We start from the raw sequence: 18,061 nt of genomic DNA, 5'->3' as shown, positions 1-18,061 counted from the left end.
GCAACGCCTCTACGCTTGTCCCAGCGCCTCTTCCAGTTTCGGAACCGCGTACTGATCGCCGCCGCGACAGTCATTTATGACAATGACCGGGAAATTCTCCACCACAAGTTCTCGGATGGCTTCAGGCCCCAGATCATCATAGGCGATAACCCTGGCTTCCTTGATGCGCACACTCAACAGCGCGCCAGCCCCGCCCGTTGCACCCAGATACACGGCCTTGTGCTCGACCATGGACTTTTTCACGTCGACCGAGCGCATACCCTTGCCTATCATTCCCTTGAGGCCTTGTTCCATCAGACGCGGCGCATAGGAATCCATACGGTAGCTGGTGGTTGGCCCGGCTGCGCCGATGGCATAGCCGGGGATGGCCGGAGACGGCCCAACATAATAGATAACTGCACCCTTGGGATCAAAAGGCAAGGGTTGCCCCGCGTCCAAGGCATCCACAAGACGCTTGTGCGCGGCATCGCGTCCCGTATAGATAACACCTGTCAAATACACCGTATCACCAATACGCAGTTGCTCCACAGCTTCATCAGAAAGCGGGGTGGTCAAATAATGTTCAGACATTAGAGCGTAACCTCCTTGTGACGAGAGCTGTGGCACTGAATGTTTACGGCAAGAGGCAGGCTGGCCAGGTGACAGGGAACGACAGATATTTTTACCCCAAGGCAAGTGGTATCGCCGCCAAGCCCCATGGGGCCAATGCCCAGGCGGTTTATGGATTGCAGCAAATCGGCTTCCATCCCGGCGACCTTGGGATCAGGGTGAACATCATCCACTTCTCGCATGAGAGCTCTTTTGGCGTTGATGGCGGCCAGCTCAAAGTTTCCACCAATGCCCACGCCCACCAGAATAGGCGGACATGGGTTGGAACCAGATTCCGCAACGCGCCGGATGACAAATTCGCGTATACCTTTCCACCCTTGCGCCGGAGCCAGCATGGTGACGCGCGACATATTCTCGGAACCGCCCCCCTTGGCCATCATGGTAATCTTGATTTTGTCACCGGGAACAATGTCAAAATGGATAATAGCGGGAGAATTGTCGCCCACGTTCTGACGGGTAAAGGGGTCGCACGTGGATTTGCGCAAAAAGCCATCCTTGTAGCCCTTCACCATGCCCGCGTTGATTGCTTCGCGCAGGGTGCCGCCCTCCACGCGCACATCCTCCCCTGCTTCAACAAAAAACACGCCAAGGCCGCAGTCTTGGCAGAGGGGCAAACCTGTTTTGGAGGAAAGGGCCGCATTGTCCACCAACTGCGCCAGAATTCCCCTGGCGGATTCCAGTGATTCGCCCTTTTCGGCCGTTGCCAGTGCTTCCAGAACGTCATCTGGCAAATAGCGACCAGCCGCCATACACATGGAAGCCACTGTATCCACTATCGTTTGTCTTGGTATGGTTCGCATACTGTTTTCGCGCTCCGTTAAGGTTGCAAAAGGTTATCAGCAAAAGGTAGCTGCAAGCATACTTAAAATCACATTGGGGAAATCATGTGTCCTGCTGAACTCGCCGAAGCTCTTTATTTCGAGCGTTGTTTTTGCTGCTCATCCATACTGTGCAGCAGCCCAATCATGTACGGCGAATGACGCAAAGGCCCCAGCATTACCGCTCTTTGCAGAGTGGGTTTATAATGTGGAAAAGCATGTTTGATGCCATCTCTCATTTTTTTCATAACCCCCTTAAGTATAATATTTTTTCAAATATCTCGCCCCGATAAAGAAATCTCCGCCATAACAAAAGTTATGGCGGAGATGGAATATCAAGAGAGAAATCGCAGCCTTTCTTGCTTGTGTCTTTTATAACAAACGGTATTGGAGCATTCTAAAAGTTATACGCCACGCCCCCAAAAACTGCGAATTGTTAGTTCTGGTCAGCAACTTCTCGGGATGATTTGAGCCTTTTGGAAAGCGCAGGCTGAGAAATGCCCAACAATCGTGCGGCCATGGTCTGATTTCCCCCTGCCCTGAGCATAGCCTCGGAAATCAGCAGTTTGTCCGCTTCGGCAAGGCTGGGCAAATGCTCGCACACAGCAAAGGGATTGCCTGTGGCCTCAAGGGATGTCAGGTGTGAAGCGTTGCATCCCACAATGGCCTGAATGCCCATAGTAGACAATTCAGGGCCGTTACTGAGGCTCACAGCATCATAAATCATGGCCCGCAGCTCGCGTACGTTTCCGGGGAAGGCATAAACCGACAGATATTCTTCCAGACCAGAAGGAATGGCAGGCGCAGTTTTGCCCATGGTACTGGCAGCTTCGGCAAGAAAATGCCGCATCAAAAGGCCGATGTCTTCAGCGCGTTCACGCAGTGGCGGGATATGCACATGGTGGGTGCGCAGGCGAAAGTACAGATCACGCCGAAAACGTCCCTCTGCCTCGTCTACAGCCAGATCACGATGCGTGGCCACAATGATGCGGGCGTGCAGACGTTTAGGCTGGTCTGCGCCCAAGGGATAATATTCGCCTTCCTGAAGCAACCGCAGAAGCTTGACCTGCGAGGACAGGGAAAGGTCGCCGATTTCGTCAAGAAAAAGCGTCCCCCCGGCGGCCTCTTCTATCATGCCCTTACGCGGTGTAGCAGCTCCGGTGTATGCGCCGCGCACATGTCCAAAAAGCGTATCGGCAAAAACGGCATCATCAAGCCCGGCAACATTCACAGCCACCAATGGGCCGTCACGCCCACTGATCGCATGGGCTGCCGCAACCAGATTTTCCTTCCCCACGCCGGACTCACCGGTCACAAGCAGAGGCTGGGGGCTTTTGGCAACAGCCTCAATGTAGGCAAAAACGCCATGCATAGTCCATGAACGGGTGATAATGGAAGCAAAGGCTTCAGGGTGCTGTGCCCCTCCCGCTACAAGCCTGTTTTTTACTTCAAGATTTTCCCTGCGCAGTTCCAGCATCCGTATGGCGCGCTGCACCCCGCCCACAATGCGGTCTTCCTCATCAGTCTTGATGTAATAGTCAAAAGCGCCCAGCTTCATACAGCGCACGGCAGTATCCAGCTGGCTGACCCCGCTGATGATGATACAGGCCGTTTCAGGAAACTGCTCGGCAATTGAGGCCAAAATCTCCTCGCCGGAAATATGGGGCATGGTCAGGTCAAGAATCACAAGGCCTATATTGCCCTTGCTCAACAGCGGCAAAGCCTTGCGGCTGTCCTCACACAAAAAGACATTTGTGATACCTGCCGATGACTCCAGCGTGAGCGAAAGGGCCCGCAGCCAGGCGGGCTCGTCATCCACTATGAGAATACCGAAATCTGGATTGAGGGCGGGGTTCATTGGTCGCAGTTCTCCTTGGCCACAGGGATTGTCAGTGTGGCTTTTGTCCAGCACCCTGGGCATGATTCAAAAGTCAGCGTACCACCGTGCTCTTTCAGAATGCCCGCGGAGACGGACAGCCCCAGCCCTGTGCCCCCTGTTTCACGCTTGGTGGTAAAAAAGGGGTCAGTCAGATGCTGCAACTGCTCGGGATTGATGCCCGTCCCCTCATCCCGCACACACAAATCAACAACTGCCTTTTCCGGGTCGTAATGTGTGGTTATGACAATCGCTCGAGACTTGTCCGGCAAAGCCTGACAGGCATTGAGCACCAGATTGACCACAACCTGTTCGATGCGTTGGGAGCTGCCCCACACAAAGGGCAAATCGTCCTCGTAGTTGGCGGAAAAATGGTCGGTGTGCTTGCGGATGGTGGATTCAACAAGGCGCACGGCCTTGCGCGAGGCATCGTTTATGTCGATGAGGGACTTTCCCACGCCCTCTTCACGTCGTGCAAAATCCTTAAGATCATTAACAATACGCTTTATCCGCAACGCGCCTTCCTGCATTTCGTCGAGCATCATGGGCAGTTCGCTACGCATGCGTTCATAGGAAATGCCGCCCAGTGTAAACAATCCTTCGCGCTCACGCAGTTCATCAAGCATGCGCGTCACATCGGCCAACACTCTGCGAAGAATTGGAATATTAAGAAGAATCAGGCCATTGGGATTGTTAATCTCATGGGCAACACCAGACACAAGTATGCCCAATGCCGCCATTTTATCGGCCTGCACCAGCTGGCGCTGGTTGCGCGAAAGTTCATCAAGCGCCATGCTCAGCGAGCGGGTGCGTTGCGCCACCTGCTTGCGCAGAATATGCGTCCACAGCACTACGCCGCCAAGCACTATCAGCAGGGGCACAATAATCGCCCCGGCGTACAGGGCCACGGTTTCCCACCGAACTTTCCCGGTTTCCAGCACGCCCAGCCATTTGTCGTGGATAGCCTGATAGCGCCCGGTTTCCCGCAGGATGGCCAATCCTTCGCTCAGCCGGGACATGAGCATTTCATTGCCCTTGAGCGCCGCGTACCCATAGCGCACCGAGGCCACAGAACTGACCACAACGTAAAGATTGTGCAGTTTGTTCTCCCGGATAATGTAGTTGCCTGGCAAAACAGCCACCACGGCATATTCGCCCTGGCCTGAGGCCAACAGGCGCAGCCCGTCGGCAGGGGTGTCGGTAAGAATCAGATCCTGTGCAAACCCTTTGGAGGCCAGCACTTCATTCATGTAGCCAGCTCGATGGACTATAACTTTTTTCCCCTCAAGCTCATCAAGTGAAGAAACAGGAGGAGTATCCCTGCGTGCAAAAATGGCATGATTGACAATGGTATGCGGTACGAAATCCAAATACCTGGAACGATCTTCGGAAGAGGTCATCCCCTGAAGCATGTCCAGATCTCCCCGTTTGAGAGCTGCCAGTTCAGAAGACCAGCCGCCAAGGCGGAACTCAACCTGCATACCCATTGTTTCTGCGACAGCACGGGTCAGATCAACATTGAATCCGGCAGGCTTGCCGCTTTTGTCGAGGAATTCATAAGGCGGGTAGTCACGGTCACCGCCAACAAGCAAGGAGCGCAGAACCCCAGGGGGCTCTGCGGATGTATCATTTTCACTATATTCCACTGCTGCGGAGGAGGAAACGGCAGTAGAAAGAAGCAGGAGCGCCAGAAGCATGCGTACCAATAGTGTAACCATGGTTATTCCTGCCGTGTTTTTTCTAAAGCGTCAACTCATTAACATATATTTTATGTTATATGCATGGCACAGACTACAGATCGCTACATGCGCGCAGTGTGGAACTACGCGTATAGCCGCTGGAAAAAGCTATTTTGCAGAAGGGGGCAGTATGGCTTGCCCCCTTCTGCAAGGGCTACAACAAAACAGGCAATAGTTTTGTTCTTGGCCTCCAATGGTGCATTTCAACAGTTTTCATAACCAATACAATTTCAGCAACTGCTACTTTCTTTGCAGCCTAGAAACTTTTTGCGGATTGCGCTGGGCAAGATGCCGCGTACGGATTCCAGCGTGGCCATGCGCCGCATGATGCCCAGCTGATCCTGAAGCGGTATTCTCTTGGGGCAGACATCTTCGCAGGCCAGCAGGCCCATGCAACCAAAAACGCCGGAATCGTCTCCGATCAGTTCATAAAAGCTATCGCTTGTGCGTTCATCACGAGGGTCTATATAAAACCGCGCCAGACGGTTGATACTTGTAGCCCCGATGAAGTCGTTGCGCATAAGGGCCGTACCGCACGCCGCCACGCAGCAGCCGCACTCAACGCAGCGGTCAAGTTCAAAGATTTCGTTGGCAAGCGTGTTGGTCATGCGCTCTTCCGGGGCATGGGGTTCAAAGGGTTTGCTGGTATGAACCCATGACTCGATCTTCTGCCCTACCTGTCTGAACCATGTGCCCGTGTCCACAGAAAGGTCCCCCAGCAGTTTGAACACCGGCAGAGGATGCAGGCTGATGTGATCGGGCAGGTCGGAAGTGCGCGTGTGGCAGGCAAGACCGGGGCGGCCATTAATGACCATGGCGCATGAACCGCAGATGCCCGCGCGGCAGCAGAAATCAAACTGGAGCGTAGCGTCCATGGTTTCGCGGATCTGCGAAAGCACCAGAAAGAGCGTCATGCTCGCGGTTTCTTCCATCTCAAAGTGCTGCATGCGCGGTTTTGATTCCGGGTCAGAGGGATTATGCCGGAATATCTCCAGATGAAGAGTGCGTGCCATGCCTATGCTCCTTGCTTCTTGATCATGCCGGGAGAAATCTCGGCGGCAATGATTTTGCCACCGCCGTAGCCTCGTTCACCCGGGGGAATTTCATACCACGGAGTTGCCGGCTCGTAGCTGAGTGTCGGCAAGCTATCACCTTCTTTCCAGTGCGCCAGAGTGCGGTTGAGCCACTGCTGGTCATTGCGCTCGGGAAAGTCTTCACGCGTGTGCGCTCCACGGCTTTCGGTGCGCATGAGCGCTCCATAGGCAGTGCACAGTGCAAGCTTGATCATGCCGGGCATGCGCAGGGCAGTGGAAATTTCAGGACTGAACGCGCTGCCGGATGTGCCGCTGAGCCCGATATTTTTACAGCGCTCAAGCAGATCCTGAAGTTTTTCCACGCCTTCTTCCAGGTCCTGGCTGTTACGGAAAATGCCCACATGCTCCATCATGACGTCCTGCATGGCGTTGCGCAGCGTAAAGCAGTTTTCACTTCCGCCACGGCACAAGGCCGCTATGCGGCTTTTGACCAGGTTTTCCGCATCACGCATGGCGGCTGTGGAAAACACAGAGTCGTGCCCCTGAAGAAATTCCACAATTTTGGCACCCACTACACGGCCAGCGACAATTGTCTCGGACAAGGAGTTGCCCCCCAGGCGGTTAAAACCGTGCATGTCCCAGCAGGCGGCCTCGCCTGCGGCATACAGGCCTTTCAGACCGTAGGCCGCACCGTCCTTGTCGGTGCGTACGCCGCCCATGCTGTAGTGTTGGGTCGGGCGCACGGGAATGGGCTGGTGAATGGGATCAACGCCAAGAAAATTTGTGGCTATTTCATATACTTCACGCAGATTAGTGGTGATGTGCTTTTCACCCAGATGGCGGATATCCAGCCACAGGTGGTCGCCATACGGGCTTTTTACGCCAAACCCCTTGCGCATGTGCTCGGTCATGCGCCGGGAAACCACATCGCGGGAGGCCAGCTCTGCTTTTTCCGGTTCGTAGTCGGGCATGAAACGATAGCCGTTGACGTCAAGCAGGGTTCCGCCGTCACCCCGGCAGCCTTCGGTAACAAGGATGTCGGTGGGCACTGTACCCGTGGGGTGAAACTGCACGGCCTCCATGTTGCCCATGGGTACCAGGCCGGTTTCCAGAGCGGCTATCTGCCCTCCACCATCACAAATGACGGCGTTGGTTGTGGCGCGATAAATGCGCCCGTAACCGCCTGTGGCAATAAGCGTTGCGCGCGCCAGATAGGCCACCAGTTCGCCAGTGCGCAAACAGCGTGCAACACAGCCCTGGCAGGTCTGCCCGTCATGAATGAGCGCTTCGGCCTGCATGCGGTCGTGCACGTCCACACCCAGTTGCAGCAGGCGGTTATCCAGGGTGAAGAGCACGGAATGTCCTGTGCCGTCCGCTGTATAGCAGGTGCGCCATTTGGCTGTTCCGCCAAAGGCGCGGGCGTGAATGAGGCCAGCGTTTTCGGCTTTTTCCTTTGCCTGAAAGGGCTTGCCTCCCTTAAAGTAGGTATGTTCGCCAGGTTCCACGCGGTTCCAGGGCACGCCAAGATAGGCCATCTCGCGCATGGCTATGGGCGCAGTGTCTGCAAAAATGCGGGCCACTTCCTGGTCGCAGCCCCAGTCGGAACCTTTAACGGTATCCATAAAATGCACGTCGGGGCTGTCGCCTTCGCCCATGATGGAGTTGCCGAGGGCCGCCTGCATCCCCCCCTGCGCCGCCGATGAATGCGAACGGCGTGGAGGAACAAGAGACAGGCAGATAACGTCAAACCCGGCCTGGGCCGCTTCCACGGCAACGCGCTCGCCGGCGAGTCCGGCGCCTATGCAGAGCAGATCAGTCTGAAAAACTCGCACGTAAGTCCTCCTATCCGGCCAGCAGCCAGAGGCGCAGCAGGGTCATAAGGCCAATGGCCACAAAACCGCCCATCATCATATACTCGCCACGCTGCCAGCGGGAGCGCGTGCTTCTTGTTATAAAACCGTACTTCACGCCAAGGCGGTAAAAACCGATGCCCACATGCAGCTCGGCCAGAGGCAGCAGCACCAGATAAAACGGCAGCCAGCCGCCGCGCACCCGTGCTGCGCTCGTGGCCGCGTCAATGGGCAAATGGGTGAGGATGGTGTACATGTGGATGCTGCCCATAATCAGAATGACCAGAGCAGTCGCAACCTGCACAATCCACATCCAGGTATCCTTGTGCCGCAGGCGCACTGCATGGTTCCAGAAAAGGCCCCATTCCCCGGCTGCAAAAGGCATCTTGCGAGCGGCGATTAGAAAATGCGCCACCATGAGCACGAAGATGATTGGCCCGCCGATCTGGGCCATGTAGGTGGTTTCAAGAAACCAGCCAAGAGCATTCATGGCAGAAGGGCTAATGATAACACTGCCCACCATGAGCAGATGCGCCCAAAGAAAGGCGATGAGCAGCACGCCTGATATCGCCTGGAAAAAATCCAGCCGCGATTCAGATCTGATGTGCGGGGATTCCCCGGCATTGTACAAAACCTGACTCATAATTTCTCCCGATATCCCTGTCGTGCATGCTGGTTACAGGAAAGTCATGACCAGGGCGTAGCTTACAAGCGTGCCCACGGTAATGCCGATGGCACCAGGGATAATGAAACTGTGATTGATGATGAACTTGCCGATGCACGTGGTGCCCGATCTGTCAAAATTGATGCAGGCCAGATCGCTGGGATAGGTGGGCAGGATAAAGTAGCCGTAGCACATGGGCATGAAGGCCAGAAGCAGCTTGGGCTCAAGACCGAGACTGAGGCCAAGGGGAACAACCGCCGCCAGTGCGGCCGCCTGGCTGTTCACAAGCTTGGAGACAAACACAAGCACCAGAGCGTACGTCCAGGGATAAGCTGTCACCACGCTTGCCAGTTCCCCCTTGATGAAACCAAGGTGAGCATGGAAAAAGCTGTCAGTCATCCAGGCCACGCCAAAAACGGAAAAGATGGCGACCATCCCAGCCTTGAAGACGGCGCTACTTGATATGGCCTGCTGCTTGACCTTGCAGAACATAAGGATGCACGCGCCAGCAATGAGCATGATCATCTGAATGACAATGTTCATGGAAAGAGGTGCGAGCTTGTTCGGTGGGCCGAAAGAGGGGCGCAGCTCTGCAAAAGCGCCCAGCACCACCACTGCGGCTATTGCGGCAAAAAAGAACCACACGGCGCGGAAGGCTTCCGGGGGAAACACCTTGTCCATCAATGTGCTGCCACCGCCGTATATGTATGCCTTGGTTTCCGGGTCGGCCAGGCGCTTCTGAAATTCCGGATCCTTGTCCAGGTCTTTGCCACGGTGCATGGACCACAAACCAGCGCACAATACGCCCACGAAGGTGGAGGGAATGGAAATGGCCAACAAAGTGACAATGCTTATGGCAGTTCCCACACCGTGGGCCTGCCCGAGCATGGAAACCATCGAAACAACGGCAACAGAAACGGGTGATGCACAGATGCCTATCTGCGCTGAAACAGAAGCGACAGCCATAGGCCTTTCAGGACGAATGCCCTTGTTGATGGCGATGTCATAGATAATGGGGAACATGGTGTACGCCACGTGGCCGGTACCGCACAGCAGCGTAAGAAACCATGTGGTGATGGGAGCCAGCAGGGTGATGTGTTCCGGGTGTTTGCGAAGCAGGCGTTCCGCCACACGCATGAGCACATCGAGCCCACCAGCCGTTTGCAGCGTGGCCGCGCAACCTATAACGGCCAGAATCGTAAGAATGACATCGACGGGCGGCTTGCCCGGCTGCACGTTGAAAACAAAACAGAGAATGAACAAACCAATGCCGCTGATGAGGCCCAGCCCCATGCCGCCGTATCGTGTACCCAACAGCAGACAGGCCAGAATGACACAAAGTTGCAGTGTCAGCATGAAATCTCCCATTTTCGTTATTTTGTTTCATGATATGACCGCTCAGCCACACATGGCTGAACTGCACGATAGTGCTTTGGAACTACCGCCTTACATGCAGCGCGTGACAGATAACGGGGGAGAAAGCAGGTTTGATGCCAGAGTGAATACCTCTATGTAATAATTTGATATATATAATTTTTTTATTTTTATCATCACGCAATAAAAAATCCTCCATAACAAAAGTTATGGAGGATTTGGAATAAATTGGGCTGATCCCGTGATTTCAGGAGATTGTGCCTTTTATAACAAGACGCATTCAACAATTAAAAAAGTTATAACTATGTATAATTAGTAAGTTATAAAAAAATTTGAGGAATAACTACACCGCTTTGAACTGCGTGAATCAGAGAGCGTTTTTTTGGAAGCTTACGCTTTGATATTTGGGATGAGCATAAAACTGTCTGGGACTGAACGCCACTAGATGATATCCCACTACCAATGCTGCCTGCATCATCTTGAACTTCAGGAAAGTTCACGGAAGTCAGCTAACTAACAGCTTTTTGGGAAGGCCTGCTTTAGCACCCAGGCTCGGGACTACCGTCAAAAGATCCGGTCAATCTAAGATCATTGCCCAACAAATGGGCAGCCTCGAATCAAACACAAGAGATCAATTGGGACACTCGCAGGGGCCAAGGAATAGATTTCTTAGAAAATTACTCAACAGCGAAGGAGGAAGAATAGGGCAGAGTTTTGTGCGCCGTAATCTGTAAAAGGATGGGGGAGCTGGGAGCTGGCCTGTTGTTTGAAGAATCAGTTTTTGAAAAATCGGTTTTGGATCGGGGCCGGTGTGTGCATCTGTGTGCGCATGGGATGCCGCACCGGAGCAGACGGCTTTCTGCCAGGAATGATTGCAAAGCAAAACGACAAAGGGGCGCATAGCGCCCCTTTGTCAGTATTCATCAAACCAGCAAAGCTCTTACGCTTCGGCGGTTTCTTCAGCCTTGGGCTTGCGGGTACGCTTGGGCTTGGCAGGCGCTTCTTCAGCGGCGGCTTCCGTAGCGGGAGCAGCTTCAAGAGCGCGAGAAAGCTCAATAATGGCCATGGGGGCGTTGTCGCCCTTACGGGGCATGGCCAGCTTAAGGATACGGGTGTAACCGCCGGGAACACCGGCGAAAACAGGGCCGATCTCGTCAAAAAGGCGCTTAACCAGAGCGTGATCGTTCAACACACGGTATGCCTGGCGGCGGGCGTGCAGGTCGTTGCGCTTGGCAAGGGTGATCAGGGGTTCCACCACCCGGCGCAGCTCCTTGGCCTTAATTTCCGTGGTGCGGATTTTGCCGTGGATCAGCAGGGCCTTAGCGAGATTTTGCAACAGGGCCTTACGGTGCGCAGGCGTACGCGAGAGTTTCCTGCCGGAATTGCTATGCCTCATTTTGCTGCTTCCTTTTCCATTCCTGATATTTCTTGTCGAAGGAATCGACCTTCATGCCGAAGTCAAGGCCCATGTCCAAAAGAACACCCTTGATTTCATCCAACGACTTGCGACCAAAATTCTTGGTCTTGAGCATCTCGCCTTCCGAACGCTGCACCAGTTCGCCCACAAGGGCAATGTTGGCGCCGCGCAGGCAGTTTGTAGCGCGCACCGACAATTCAAGATCGTCAATGCTCTTGTACAGATGCTCATTGATTTCGCCGCTCTCGCCGCTGCCGTGCCGCATGTCGCCAGACACGCGTTCATCAAAGTTGATGAACACAGAAATCTGGTCCTTGATGATCTTGGCACTGTAGGCAATGGCATCCTCGGGTGTGAGGGAGCCGTCGGTCCATACTTCCAGCAACAGGCGGTCATAGTTGGTCATCTGGCCAACACGAGCCTGTTCCACGGTGTAGGCCACCTTGCGCACAGGGGAGAAACTGGAATCCAGCTTGATAACGCCGATTTCCTCGTTCAGTCCCTCGTGCATGTCCGCAGGCACATAGCCCTTGCCCATGCGAGCCTCAAATTCCATTTCAAGCACGACATCCTCGGTGAGGGTGGCGATGTGCTGATCAGGATTGAGCACTTCAACATGCTGGTTGCCCATGATGTGCCCGGCGGTCACCGGACCCTTCTGGTCAACGCGCAGGGTAATGCGCTGTGGTTCATCGGTGTCCATGCGCAGGCGAACCTGCTTGATGTTCAGAATGACATCAGTGATGTCTTCAAGAACACCGTGCACAGTGGTGAATTCATGCTGCACGCCGATGATTTTCACCGACACAAAGGCCGCACCCTGAAGGGACGACAAAAGAACCCGGCGCATTGCATTGCCGATGGTGGTGCCGTAGCCCCGTTCCAACGGTTCGCAAATGAATTTGCCATGCGTGATGCTGGCGGTTTCTTCTTCGCGCATGATCTGATCGGGCTTTACAAGCTCTGACCAGTTGCGTGCATTTATAAGGCGTTCGCCCTGTTTTATAAGCATGCGAACCCCCGCTTATTTCGAGTAAAGTTCGACAATCAGCTGCTCGTTGACGGGGAACTGGATATCGTCACGCTGCGGCAGCGCCTTGACAGAGCCTTTGAAAGCTGCGCCGTCGGCCTCAAGCCAGGCGGGGCAACCACGACGCGCAATGACTTCCTGAGCTTCTGCAAGCACGGGAATCTTGCGGTTCTTTTCGGGCACTTCAATGCTGTCACCCACGCGAACCTGCAAGGAAGGAATGTTCACCTTGCGGCCGTTAAGGGTGAAAATGCCGTGCCGCACGAGCTGACGAGCCTGGTTGCGCGAGTTGGCAAACCCAAGGCGGTACACCACGTTGTCGAGGCGGCGTTCAAGAATAACGAGCAGGTTGGTACCAGTAACGCCCTTCTGCATTTCGGCCTTCTCGAAGTAGCCATGGAACTGGCGTTCGAGAATGCCGTAAGCGCGGCGGGTCTTCTGCTTCTCACGCAGCTGCACTGCGTATTCGCTGACCTTCTTGCGCGCACGGCCATGCTGACCGGGGGCATAAGGACGACGGTCGTATGCACACTTGTCAGTGAAGCAACGGTCGCCCTTCAGAAAAAGCTTGCAGCCTTCGCGACGGCACATGCGGCACTTGGCTTCAGTATATTTAGCCATCTATCTTTACCTCTTACGGTTTAGGCGCGGTTTACGCTAGGCGCAAACTAGACGCGGCGGCGCTTGGGCGGCCGGCAGCCATTGTGCGGAATGGGCGTAACGTCGCGGATGAACGCCACCTTGAAGCCGATAGCCGAAATAGCGCGCATGGCGGCTTCACGACCGGAACCGGGGCCTTTCACATAGATGCCCACGGTACGCATGCCGTTGTCCTGAGCCTTGCGGGCAGCCGTTTCAGCGGCAACCTGCGCAGCAAAGGGGGTGGACTTACGCGAACCCTTAAAGCCGCTCTGGCCAGAGGAGGCCCAGGAGACAGCATTGCCGCGCGTATCCGTAAAAGTAATGATGGTGTTGTTGAACGAAGCCTGGATGTGGGCGATGCCCACCGGCACGTTCTTCTTTTCCTTTTTCTTGACCACTTTCTTGGGTCTGGCCATAACTAACCTCAAATTGGAAGCTTGTCAGATTCTTTTCCGCCAATGGCGGAAAAATCCGTTCGTCCTCACGGCAGCACTATTGCTGCATCCGCTTTACAAACTGCGACAAGCGCAGCCGCACCGCTACTTCTTCTTGCCTACGGCGCCGCGGCGGGGTCCCTTACGGGTGCGGGCATTGGTATGGGTGCGCTGACCATGCACGGGCAAACCGCGACGGTGACGCAGACCACGGAAACAACCAATGTCCATAAGGCGCTTAATGTTGCTGGAGATTTCGCGACGCAGGTCGCCTTCCACCTTGTAGTTCTGTTCGAGTTCCTTACGGATCTCGTTAACTTCGTCAGCGGAGAGGTCGTCAATGCTACGCTCCCAGTTAACGCCGGTGGTATCCAGAATTTTCATGGCCGTGGTACGGCCAATGCCATAAATGTAGGTGAGCGCAATGTCCACCCGTTTGCCGCGAGGCAAATCAACACCTGCTATTCTCGCCACAATTAGTCTCCTGCCCTAGCCCTGGCGCTGCTTGTGCCGGGGGTTTTCGCAGATAACTCGAAGCACTCCCTTGCGCCGGATAACCTTACACTTGGGGCATATTTTCTTGACGGAAGGTCTTACTTTCATACCTCATCTCCAATAAGAAACCATTGCATTGACCAAATAAAGATCCGGCTTGCGGCTTCGCCACGATAGAACAACAGGCCGCAGTCCTCAAAATTAAGGACGGGAACGGAAATCTTTATCCAGCTTTAACGCTGATGTCAACCTTCAATTGTGTGCCGGTTCAAACCACGGTCCGAAATGCTGAGAATCTGGGGGCCATTTGGGGTTATGGCAACACTGTGTTCAAAGTGAGCGGCCCACAAACCGTCGCGAGTCACGGCGGTCCACTGGTCGTCCAGAATGTCCACTTCGTAGGTGCCAACAGTTACCATGGGTTCGATGGCAATGACCATGCCGTTTTGCAAGGTCAACCCACGCATGCCAGGCCTGAAGTTCGGAACTTCGGGTTTTTCATGCATTTTCGCGCCCACGCCATGCCCAACAAAACGTCGCACAACGTTGAAACCGGCGGCCTCAACATAATCCTGAACAGCCGCGCCGATGTCATAGACATCATTGCCAGCCCGGGCCTGTTCAATGCCAACGTACAGGCTTTCTTCCGTTATCCGCATGAGTTTGCGTGCTTCATCGCTGACCTTGCCAACCGGAAAGGTACGAGCGGCATCGCCCACAAAACCTTCATACACAACACCCATGTCGATGCTGACGATATCGCCTTCCTTAAGCAGCCGCGCAGAAGGAAAACCATGCACCACCTGCTCGTTGACCGAGCAGCACAGGGCGAAAGGATAACCGCAGTAGCCCAGAAACGCCGGCTTTACCTTATAGTCGGAGCACATGTCGCGCGCCAACTCTTCAAGACGCATGGTAGGCAGGCCCGGCTCCACCACATCGCCCACGGCATCCAGTATGTTGGCCACCATGCGGTTTGCTTCCCGCAGGCAGGCCACTTCCCTTTCATTCTTGATGAATGCGCCGTGATACTTTTTCATTATACAATCACCATCCGCGCTTGCGAAAGCGAAGGGCAAGCCAGAGGCCTGCCCCGACTTTCTAGAGCCTGCCGCTCTTCCGCGCCTTGGCCATGAGGCCCTGATACTGGCTGGAAATCATGTGTGATTCCACCTGATTCATGAAGTCCATGGCCACGCCCACAAGGATCAGCAAGCTCGTGCCGCCAAAATAGAAAGGCACGTTGAAGTTGCTGATGAGCAGCATGGGCAGCAGGCAGACTATTGAAATATAGGTGGCCCCCGAAAGGGTCAGCCGCGAAAGCACCGTGTCCACGTATTCCTGGGTCTTTTCACCAGGACGAATCCCGGGGATGAAACCGCCGTTCTTCTTAAGATTCTCAGCCATATCCTTGGGATCAAAAATGATGGCCGTGTAAAAATAGCAGAAGAAGAACATCAAGGCCACATACAGGACGTTGTAAGCAACGCCGTGCGGCGAGAAGAAATCGGCTGCCTGCTTTACATAATGGTTGGTCGAAAACTGACCAATAGTAGCAGGGAACAGCAAAAGCGATGATGCGAAAATAGGCGGAATAACGCCCGCCGTGTTCAGACGCAAAGGCAGGTGCGAGTTCTGACCACCGTACATTTTACGTCCAACCTGACGCTTGGCGTAACTGATGGGGATTCTTCTCTGCGAACGTTCAACGAACACAATGGCTACCGTAACCGCGGCCATCAGGACCACGATAACAATCGCCATGAAAATGCTCATGTCGCCAGCCTGTATAAGAGCCACAGACTGGATGATGCCGCGGGGAATGCCCACCACAATACCGCAGAAAATGATCAGCGAGATACCGTTGCCGATACCACGCTCAGTGATCTGCTCGCCAAGCCACATGACCAGCACGGAACCAGCCGTAAAGGTCGCCATGGTCACAAGACGGAAATGCCAGCCGGGTGCCAGAACCACGGGCGCGCCAGCGGGGCTGGTCATATTTTCCAGACCAACGGCAATGCCGAGGCCCTGCACCAGGGTGATAAGCACTGTGAGGTAACGGGTGTACTGCGTAATTTTACGCCGCCCCGCCTGCCCTTCTTCCTTGGCCATGCGCTTGATGTCGGGGCTGACCACCTGCAAAAGCTGGATGATAATGCTTGCCGAAATGTAAGGCATGACGCCCAGAGCGAACACCGAGACGTTGGACAGGCCGCCGCCGGAAAACATGTCGAACAGGCTGAAAAGCGTGCCGGACATGCTTTGAAAAAACGACGCCAGCGCAGAAGCGTCAACGCCCGGAATGGGCACATGAACGCCAATGCGGTAGCAGCACAAAATCAGGAAGGTCCAGCCGATGCGTTTGGTCAGCGAAGCCTGGCCCGCCATATTGTTTGCCGATCCTACTGCCATGAAACACTCGTTGCGTTTGTGCGCCTGTGGCGCAGTATGTGCGCAACGTCATTGCCCGCCGTGAGGCGGGCAATGACGCCAGTGAAAGCCGTGAGGCCGCGCTTGCGCGCGGCCACCTGAATTATTCAGCGGCAGAAACCGCTTCCAGCTCAGTGACGTTGCCGCCAGCCTGGCGGATCTTTTCCGCAGCAGCCTGGCTGAACTTGTGAGCCTCCACCGACAGAGCGCCTGAGACTTCGCCGCGCGAAAGAATTTTCACGGGCGCGCCCATGCGGACAATACCGCGAGCGTACATGTCGTCAAGGGTGATGGTGGTTTTGCCCGAAAAGGCCGACACGAGCGCATCAAGATTGACGATGTCGTAGGTGACCTTAAAGGGGGCGTTTTTAAAACCGTGCTTGGGCAAACGGCGTTGCAGGGGCATCTGGCCGCCTTCAAAACCAGGGCGGACACCGCCACCGGCGCGAGCGTTCTGCCCTTTGTGGCCCTTGCCCGCAGTGCAGCCCAGACCGGAGCCAGAGCCACGGCCCACGCGACGGCGGGTCTTACGCTCTTCCGGAAAAGGAAACAGATTGTGCAGTTGCATGGTATATCCTTTGGCCGTTACTCAACAACGGCAACCATATGCGGAACTTTGGCGATAATGCCCCGGATAGCCGGGGTATCCTTGAACGTCTTGACCATCTCGCGGCGCTTGAGGCCAAGGGAGTCCAGCAGCTTGCGCTGCGCAGGCGTGGAGCCGATGCGCGAACGCACGAGTTTTACCTTGATTTCTGCCATGGTTACTTCCTCGGGGCTTCCAGCTTCTTGCCGCGCAGAGCCGAAACATCTTCGGCGCTGCGCAGGGAAACGAGGCCCTGCATGGTGGCACGAAGCACGTTGTGCGGATTGTTGGTACCAATAGCCTTAGCGAGGACGTCGCGGATGCCTACGGCTTCCATGACGGCGCGCACGGCACCGCCGGCAATGATGCCGGTACCTTCAGAGGCGGGCTTCAGCATGACGCGACCGGCGCCGAAACGACCGAGCACTTCATAAGGAAGGGTGCCTTCAACAAGGGCAACCTGGACGCGGTTCTTGCGAGCGCGTTCAGTGGCTTTGCGCAGTGCTTCAGGCACTTCCTGGGCCTTGCCCAGACCGAAGCCCACGCCGCCCTTGCCATCGCCCACAACAACGAGGGCGCTGAAGCTGAAACGGCGACCGCCCTTGACGACCTTGGCCACGCGGTTGAGGGAAACGATCTTTTCGATTTCGCCCAACTCGTTCTGCTGAGTTTCAGTATTTTCCTGACGCATATTAGAACTCCAAGCCGCCTTCGCGGGCGCCGTCGGCTACGGCCTTGACGCGACCGTGATAAATGTACCCGTTGCGATCGAATACCACCTGATTGATATTCTTCTCCTTGGCCATCCGGGCAATTTCCTTGCCCACCATTTCGGCGCCGCTCTTGTTGCAGTGCATGCCGGCTTCGGTCTTGGAAAGCGTAAGGGTAGAGGCGGCAGCCAGGGTCACGCCGTCCAGATCGTTGATGATCTGGGCGTAGATGTGCAGGTTGGACCTGAACACAACCAGACGCGGGCGCTCGAAGGTGCCGTTGACTTTCTTGCGGATACGGATCTTGCGGCGCTGCCGGGATTCGTTCTTGCTGTATTTCATGACGCGCC

The 18,061-nt window shown here is 55.1% G+C and carries 20 protein-coding genes; all 20 read right to left on the bottom strand.

What is annotated here, in order from left to right; genetic code table 11:
* Positions 1-9: 9 nt before the first annotated feature.
* The 20 genes from ACUZ9Q_RS03775 to rplR all read right to left on the bottom strand — a co-directional run bounded on the left by ACUZ9Q_RS03775 (position 10) and on the right by rplR (position 18,053).
* Positions 10-570, bottom strand: coding sequence for a Fe-S-containing hydro-lyase (locus ACUZ9Q_RS03775; RefSeq protein ID WP_323390653.1), 561 nt, complete (start codon positions 568-570; stop codon positions 10-12).
* Complete coding sequence (locus tag ACUZ9Q_RS03770; protein WP_192113609.1) at positions 570-1,409, bottom strand: fumarate hydratase; 840 nt, start codon at positions 1,407-1,409, stop codon at positions 570-572. Before ACUZ9Q_RS03770 ends, ACUZ9Q_RS03775 begins: the two co-directional genes overlap by 1 nt.
* Before the next feature lie 454 nt (positions 1,410-1,863).
* Positions 1,864-3,285 (bottom strand): sigma-54-dependent transcriptional regulator, encoded by a 1,422-nt coding sequence (locus ACUZ9Q_RS03765; protein ID WP_192113611.1) that lies wholly within the window; start codon positions 3,283-3,285, stop codon positions 1,864-1,866.
* Positions 3,282-5,021 (bottom strand): transporter substrate-binding domain-containing protein, encoded by a 1,740-nt coding sequence (locus tag ACUZ9Q_RS03760; RefSeq protein ID WP_215647138.1) that lies wholly within the window; start codon positions 5,019-5,021, stop codon positions 3,282-3,284. The genes ACUZ9Q_RS03765 and ACUZ9Q_RS03760 overlap by 4 nt, the downstream gene beginning before the upstream one ends.
* Positions 5,022-5,272: 251 nt before the next feature.
* A complete protein-coding gene (locus ACUZ9Q_RS03755) occupies positions 5,273-6,055 on the bottom strand; it encodes a fumarate reductase iron-sulfur subunit (RefSeq protein ID WP_215647139.1) in 783 nt (260 codons plus the stop codon).
* A gap of 2 nt (positions 6,056-6,057) precedes the next feature.
* Positions 6,058-7,908 carry a fumarate reductase flavoprotein subunit gene (locus ACUZ9Q_RS03750; protein WP_449247341.1) on the bottom strand — a complete coding sequence of 617 codons (1,851 nt, stop codon included), beginning with the start codon at positions 7,906-7,908 and terminating at the stop codon, positions 6,058-6,060.
* A gap of 10 nt (positions 7,909-7,918) precedes the next feature.
* Positions 7,919-8,569, bottom strand: coding sequence for a succinate dehydrogenase/fumarate reductase cytochrome b subunit (locus ACUZ9Q_RS03745; RefSeq protein WP_215647140.1), 651 nt, complete (start codon positions 8,567-8,569; stop codon positions 7,919-7,921).
* Between the two features lie 33 nt (positions 8,570-8,602).
* Positions 8,603-9,946 (bottom strand): anaerobic C4-dicarboxylate transporter, encoded by a 1,344-nt coding sequence (locus tag ACUZ9Q_RS03740; protein ID WP_215647141.1) that lies wholly within the window; start codon positions 9,944-9,946, stop codon positions 8,603-8,605.
* A 958-nt stretch (positions 9,947-10,904) separates the two neighbouring features.
* The gene (rplQ, locus tag ACUZ9Q_RS03735; RefSeq protein ID WP_192113617.1) at positions 10,905-11,360 is read right to left on the bottom strand and encodes a 50S ribosomal protein L17; all 456 of its coding nucleotides are present in this window, start codon (positions 11,358-11,360) and stop codon (positions 10,905-10,907) included.
* Positions 11,350-12,393 carry a DNA-directed RNA polymerase subunit alpha gene (locus ACUZ9Q_RS03730; protein WP_022658172.1) on the bottom strand — a complete coding sequence of 348 codons (1,044 nt, stop codon included), beginning with the start codon at positions 12,391-12,393 and terminating at the stop codon, positions 11,350-11,352. Before ACUZ9Q_RS03730 ends, rplQ begins: the two co-directional genes overlap by 11 nt.
* Before the next feature lie 12 nt (positions 12,394-12,405).
* Positions 12,406-13,032, bottom strand: a complete 627-nt coding sequence (gene rpsD / locus ACUZ9Q_RS03725; protein ID WP_022658171.1) for a 30S ribosomal protein S4 — start codon at positions 13,030-13,032, stop codon at positions 12,406-12,408.
* 47 nt (positions 13,033-13,079) lie between these two features.
* Positions 13,080-13,469 carry a 30S ribosomal protein S11 gene (rpsK, locus tag ACUZ9Q_RS03720; protein ID WP_136399285.1) on the bottom strand — a complete coding sequence of 130 codons (390 nt, stop codon included), beginning with the start codon at positions 13,467-13,469 and terminating at the stop codon, positions 13,080-13,082.
* Between the two features lie 123 nt (positions 13,470-13,592).
* The gene (gene rpsM, locus ACUZ9Q_RS03715; RefSeq protein WP_022658169.1) at positions 13,593-13,961 is read right to left on the bottom strand and encodes a 30S ribosomal protein S13; all 369 of its coding nucleotides are present in this window, start codon (positions 13,959-13,961) and stop codon (positions 13,593-13,595) included.
* 15 nt (positions 13,962-13,976) lie between these two features.
* Complete coding sequence (gene rpmJ, locus ACUZ9Q_RS03710) at positions 13,977-14,090, bottom strand: 50S ribosomal protein L36 (protein WP_005027799.1); 114 nt, start codon at positions 14,088-14,090, stop codon at positions 13,977-13,979.
* A 137-nt stretch (positions 14,091-14,227) separates the two neighbouring features.
* Positions 14,228-15,022, bottom strand: coding sequence for a type I methionyl aminopeptidase (map, locus tag ACUZ9Q_RS03705; protein ID WP_192113618.1), 795 nt, complete (start codon positions 15,020-15,022; stop codon positions 14,228-14,230).
* Positions 15,023-15,083: 61 nt separating this feature from the next.
* Positions 15,084-16,397, bottom strand: coding sequence for a preprotein translocase subunit SecY (secY, locus tag ACUZ9Q_RS03700; RefSeq protein ID WP_192113619.1), 1,314 nt, complete (start codon positions 16,395-16,397; stop codon positions 15,084-15,086).
* Positions 16,398-16,518: 121 nt separating this feature from the next.
* On the bottom strand, positions 16,519-16,983 hold the full coding sequence (rplO, locus tag ACUZ9Q_RS03695; RefSeq protein ID WP_449247340.1) for a 50S ribosomal protein L15: 465 nt from the start codon (positions 16,981-16,983) through the stop codon (positions 16,519-16,521).
* 17 nt (positions 16,984-17,000) lie between these two features.
* Positions 17,001-17,177: a 50S ribosomal protein L30 gene (gene rpmD / locus ACUZ9Q_RS03690; protein ID WP_022658164.1), complete on the bottom strand. Its 177-nt coding sequence runs from the start codon at positions 17,175-17,177 to the stop codon at positions 17,001-17,003.
* 2 nt (positions 17,178-17,179) lie between these two features.
* Positions 17,180-17,692 (bottom strand): 30S ribosomal protein S5, encoded by a 513-nt coding sequence (rpsE, locus tag ACUZ9Q_RS03685; protein ID WP_022658163.1) that lies wholly within the window; start codon positions 17,690-17,692, stop codon positions 17,180-17,182.
* A gap of 1 nt (position 17,693) precedes the next feature.
* Entirely contained in the window at positions 17,694-18,053 is a 360-nt protein-coding gene (gene rplR / locus ACUZ9Q_RS03680; RefSeq protein WP_192113620.1) for a 50S ribosomal protein L18, read from the bottom strand.
* Between the last annotated feature and the right edge of the window lie 8 nt (positions 18,054-18,061).

The organism is Desulfovibrio desulfopostgatei (assembly GCF_053570645.1).
Note: the sequence above shows the minus strand (reverse complement) of the source record. Positions and strands in the feature narration are given on the sequence as shown.

Coding starts and splice junctions, on each gene's coding strand:
- ACUZ9Q_RS03775 (WP_323390653.1), bottom strand. CDS start 570: ATGTCTGAACATTATTTGACCACCCCGCTTTCTGATGAAGCTGTGGAG.
- ACUZ9Q_RS03770 (WP_192113609.1), bottom strand. CDS start 1,409: ATGCGAACCATACCAAGACAAACGATAGTGGATACAGTGGCTTCCATG.
- ACUZ9Q_RS03765 (WP_192113611.1), bottom strand. CDS start 3,285: ATGAACCCCGCCCTCAATCCAGATTTCGGTATTCTCATAGTGGATGAC.
- ACUZ9Q_RS03760 (WP_215647138.1), bottom strand. CDS start 5,021: ATGGTTACACTATTGGTACGCATGCTTCTGGCGCTCCTGCTTCTTTCT.
- ACUZ9Q_RS03755 (WP_215647139.1), bottom strand. CDS start 6,055: ATGGCACGCACTCTTCATCTGGAGATATTCCGGCATAATCCCTCTGAC.
- ACUZ9Q_RS03745 (WP_215647140.1), bottom strand. CDS start 8,569: ATGAGTCAGGTTTTGTACAATGCCGGGGAATCCCCGCACATCAGATCT.
- ACUZ9Q_RS03740 (WP_215647141.1), bottom strand. CDS start 9,946: ATGCTGACACTGCAACTTTGTGTCATTCTGGCCTGTCTGCTGTTGGGT.
- rplQ (WP_192113617.1), bottom strand. CDS start 11,360: ATGAGGCATAGCAATTCCGGCAGGAAACTCTCGCGTACGCCTGCGCAC.
- ACUZ9Q_RS03730 (WP_022658172.1), bottom strand. CDS start 12,393: ATGCTTATAAAACAGGGCGAACGCCTTATAAATGCACGCAACTGGTCA.
- rpsD (WP_022658171.1), bottom strand. CDS start 13,032: ATGGCTAAATATACTGAAGCCAAGTGCCGCATGTGCCGTCGCGAAGGC.
- rpsK (WP_136399285.1), bottom strand. CDS start 13,469: ATGGCCAGACCCAAGAAAGTGGTCAAGAAAAAGGAAAAGAAGAACGTG.
- rpmJ (WP_005027799.1), bottom strand. CDS start 14,090: ATGAAAGTAAGACCTTCCGTCAAGAAAATATGCCCCAAGTGTAAGGTT.
- map (WP_192113618.1), bottom strand. CDS start 15,022: ATGAAAAAGTATCACGGCGCATTCATCAAGAATGAAAGGGAAGTGGCC.
- secY (WP_192113619.1), bottom strand. CDS start 16,397: ATGGCAGTAGGATCGGCAAACAATATGGCGGGCCAGGCTTCGCTGACC.
- rplO (WP_449247340.1), bottom strand. CDS start 16,983: ATGCAACTGCACAATCTGTTTCCTTTTCCGGAAGAGCGTAAGACCCGC.
- rpmD (WP_022658164.1), bottom strand. CDS start 17,177: ATGGCAGAAATCAAGGTAAAACTCGTGCGTTCGCGCATCGGCTCCACG.
- rpsE (WP_022658163.1), bottom strand. CDS start 17,692: ATGCGTCAGGAAAATACTGAAACTCAGCAGAACGAGTTGGGCGAAATC.
- rplR (WP_192113620.1), bottom strand. CDS start 18,053: ATGAAATACAGCAAGAACGAATCCCGGCAGCGCCGCAAGATCCGTATC.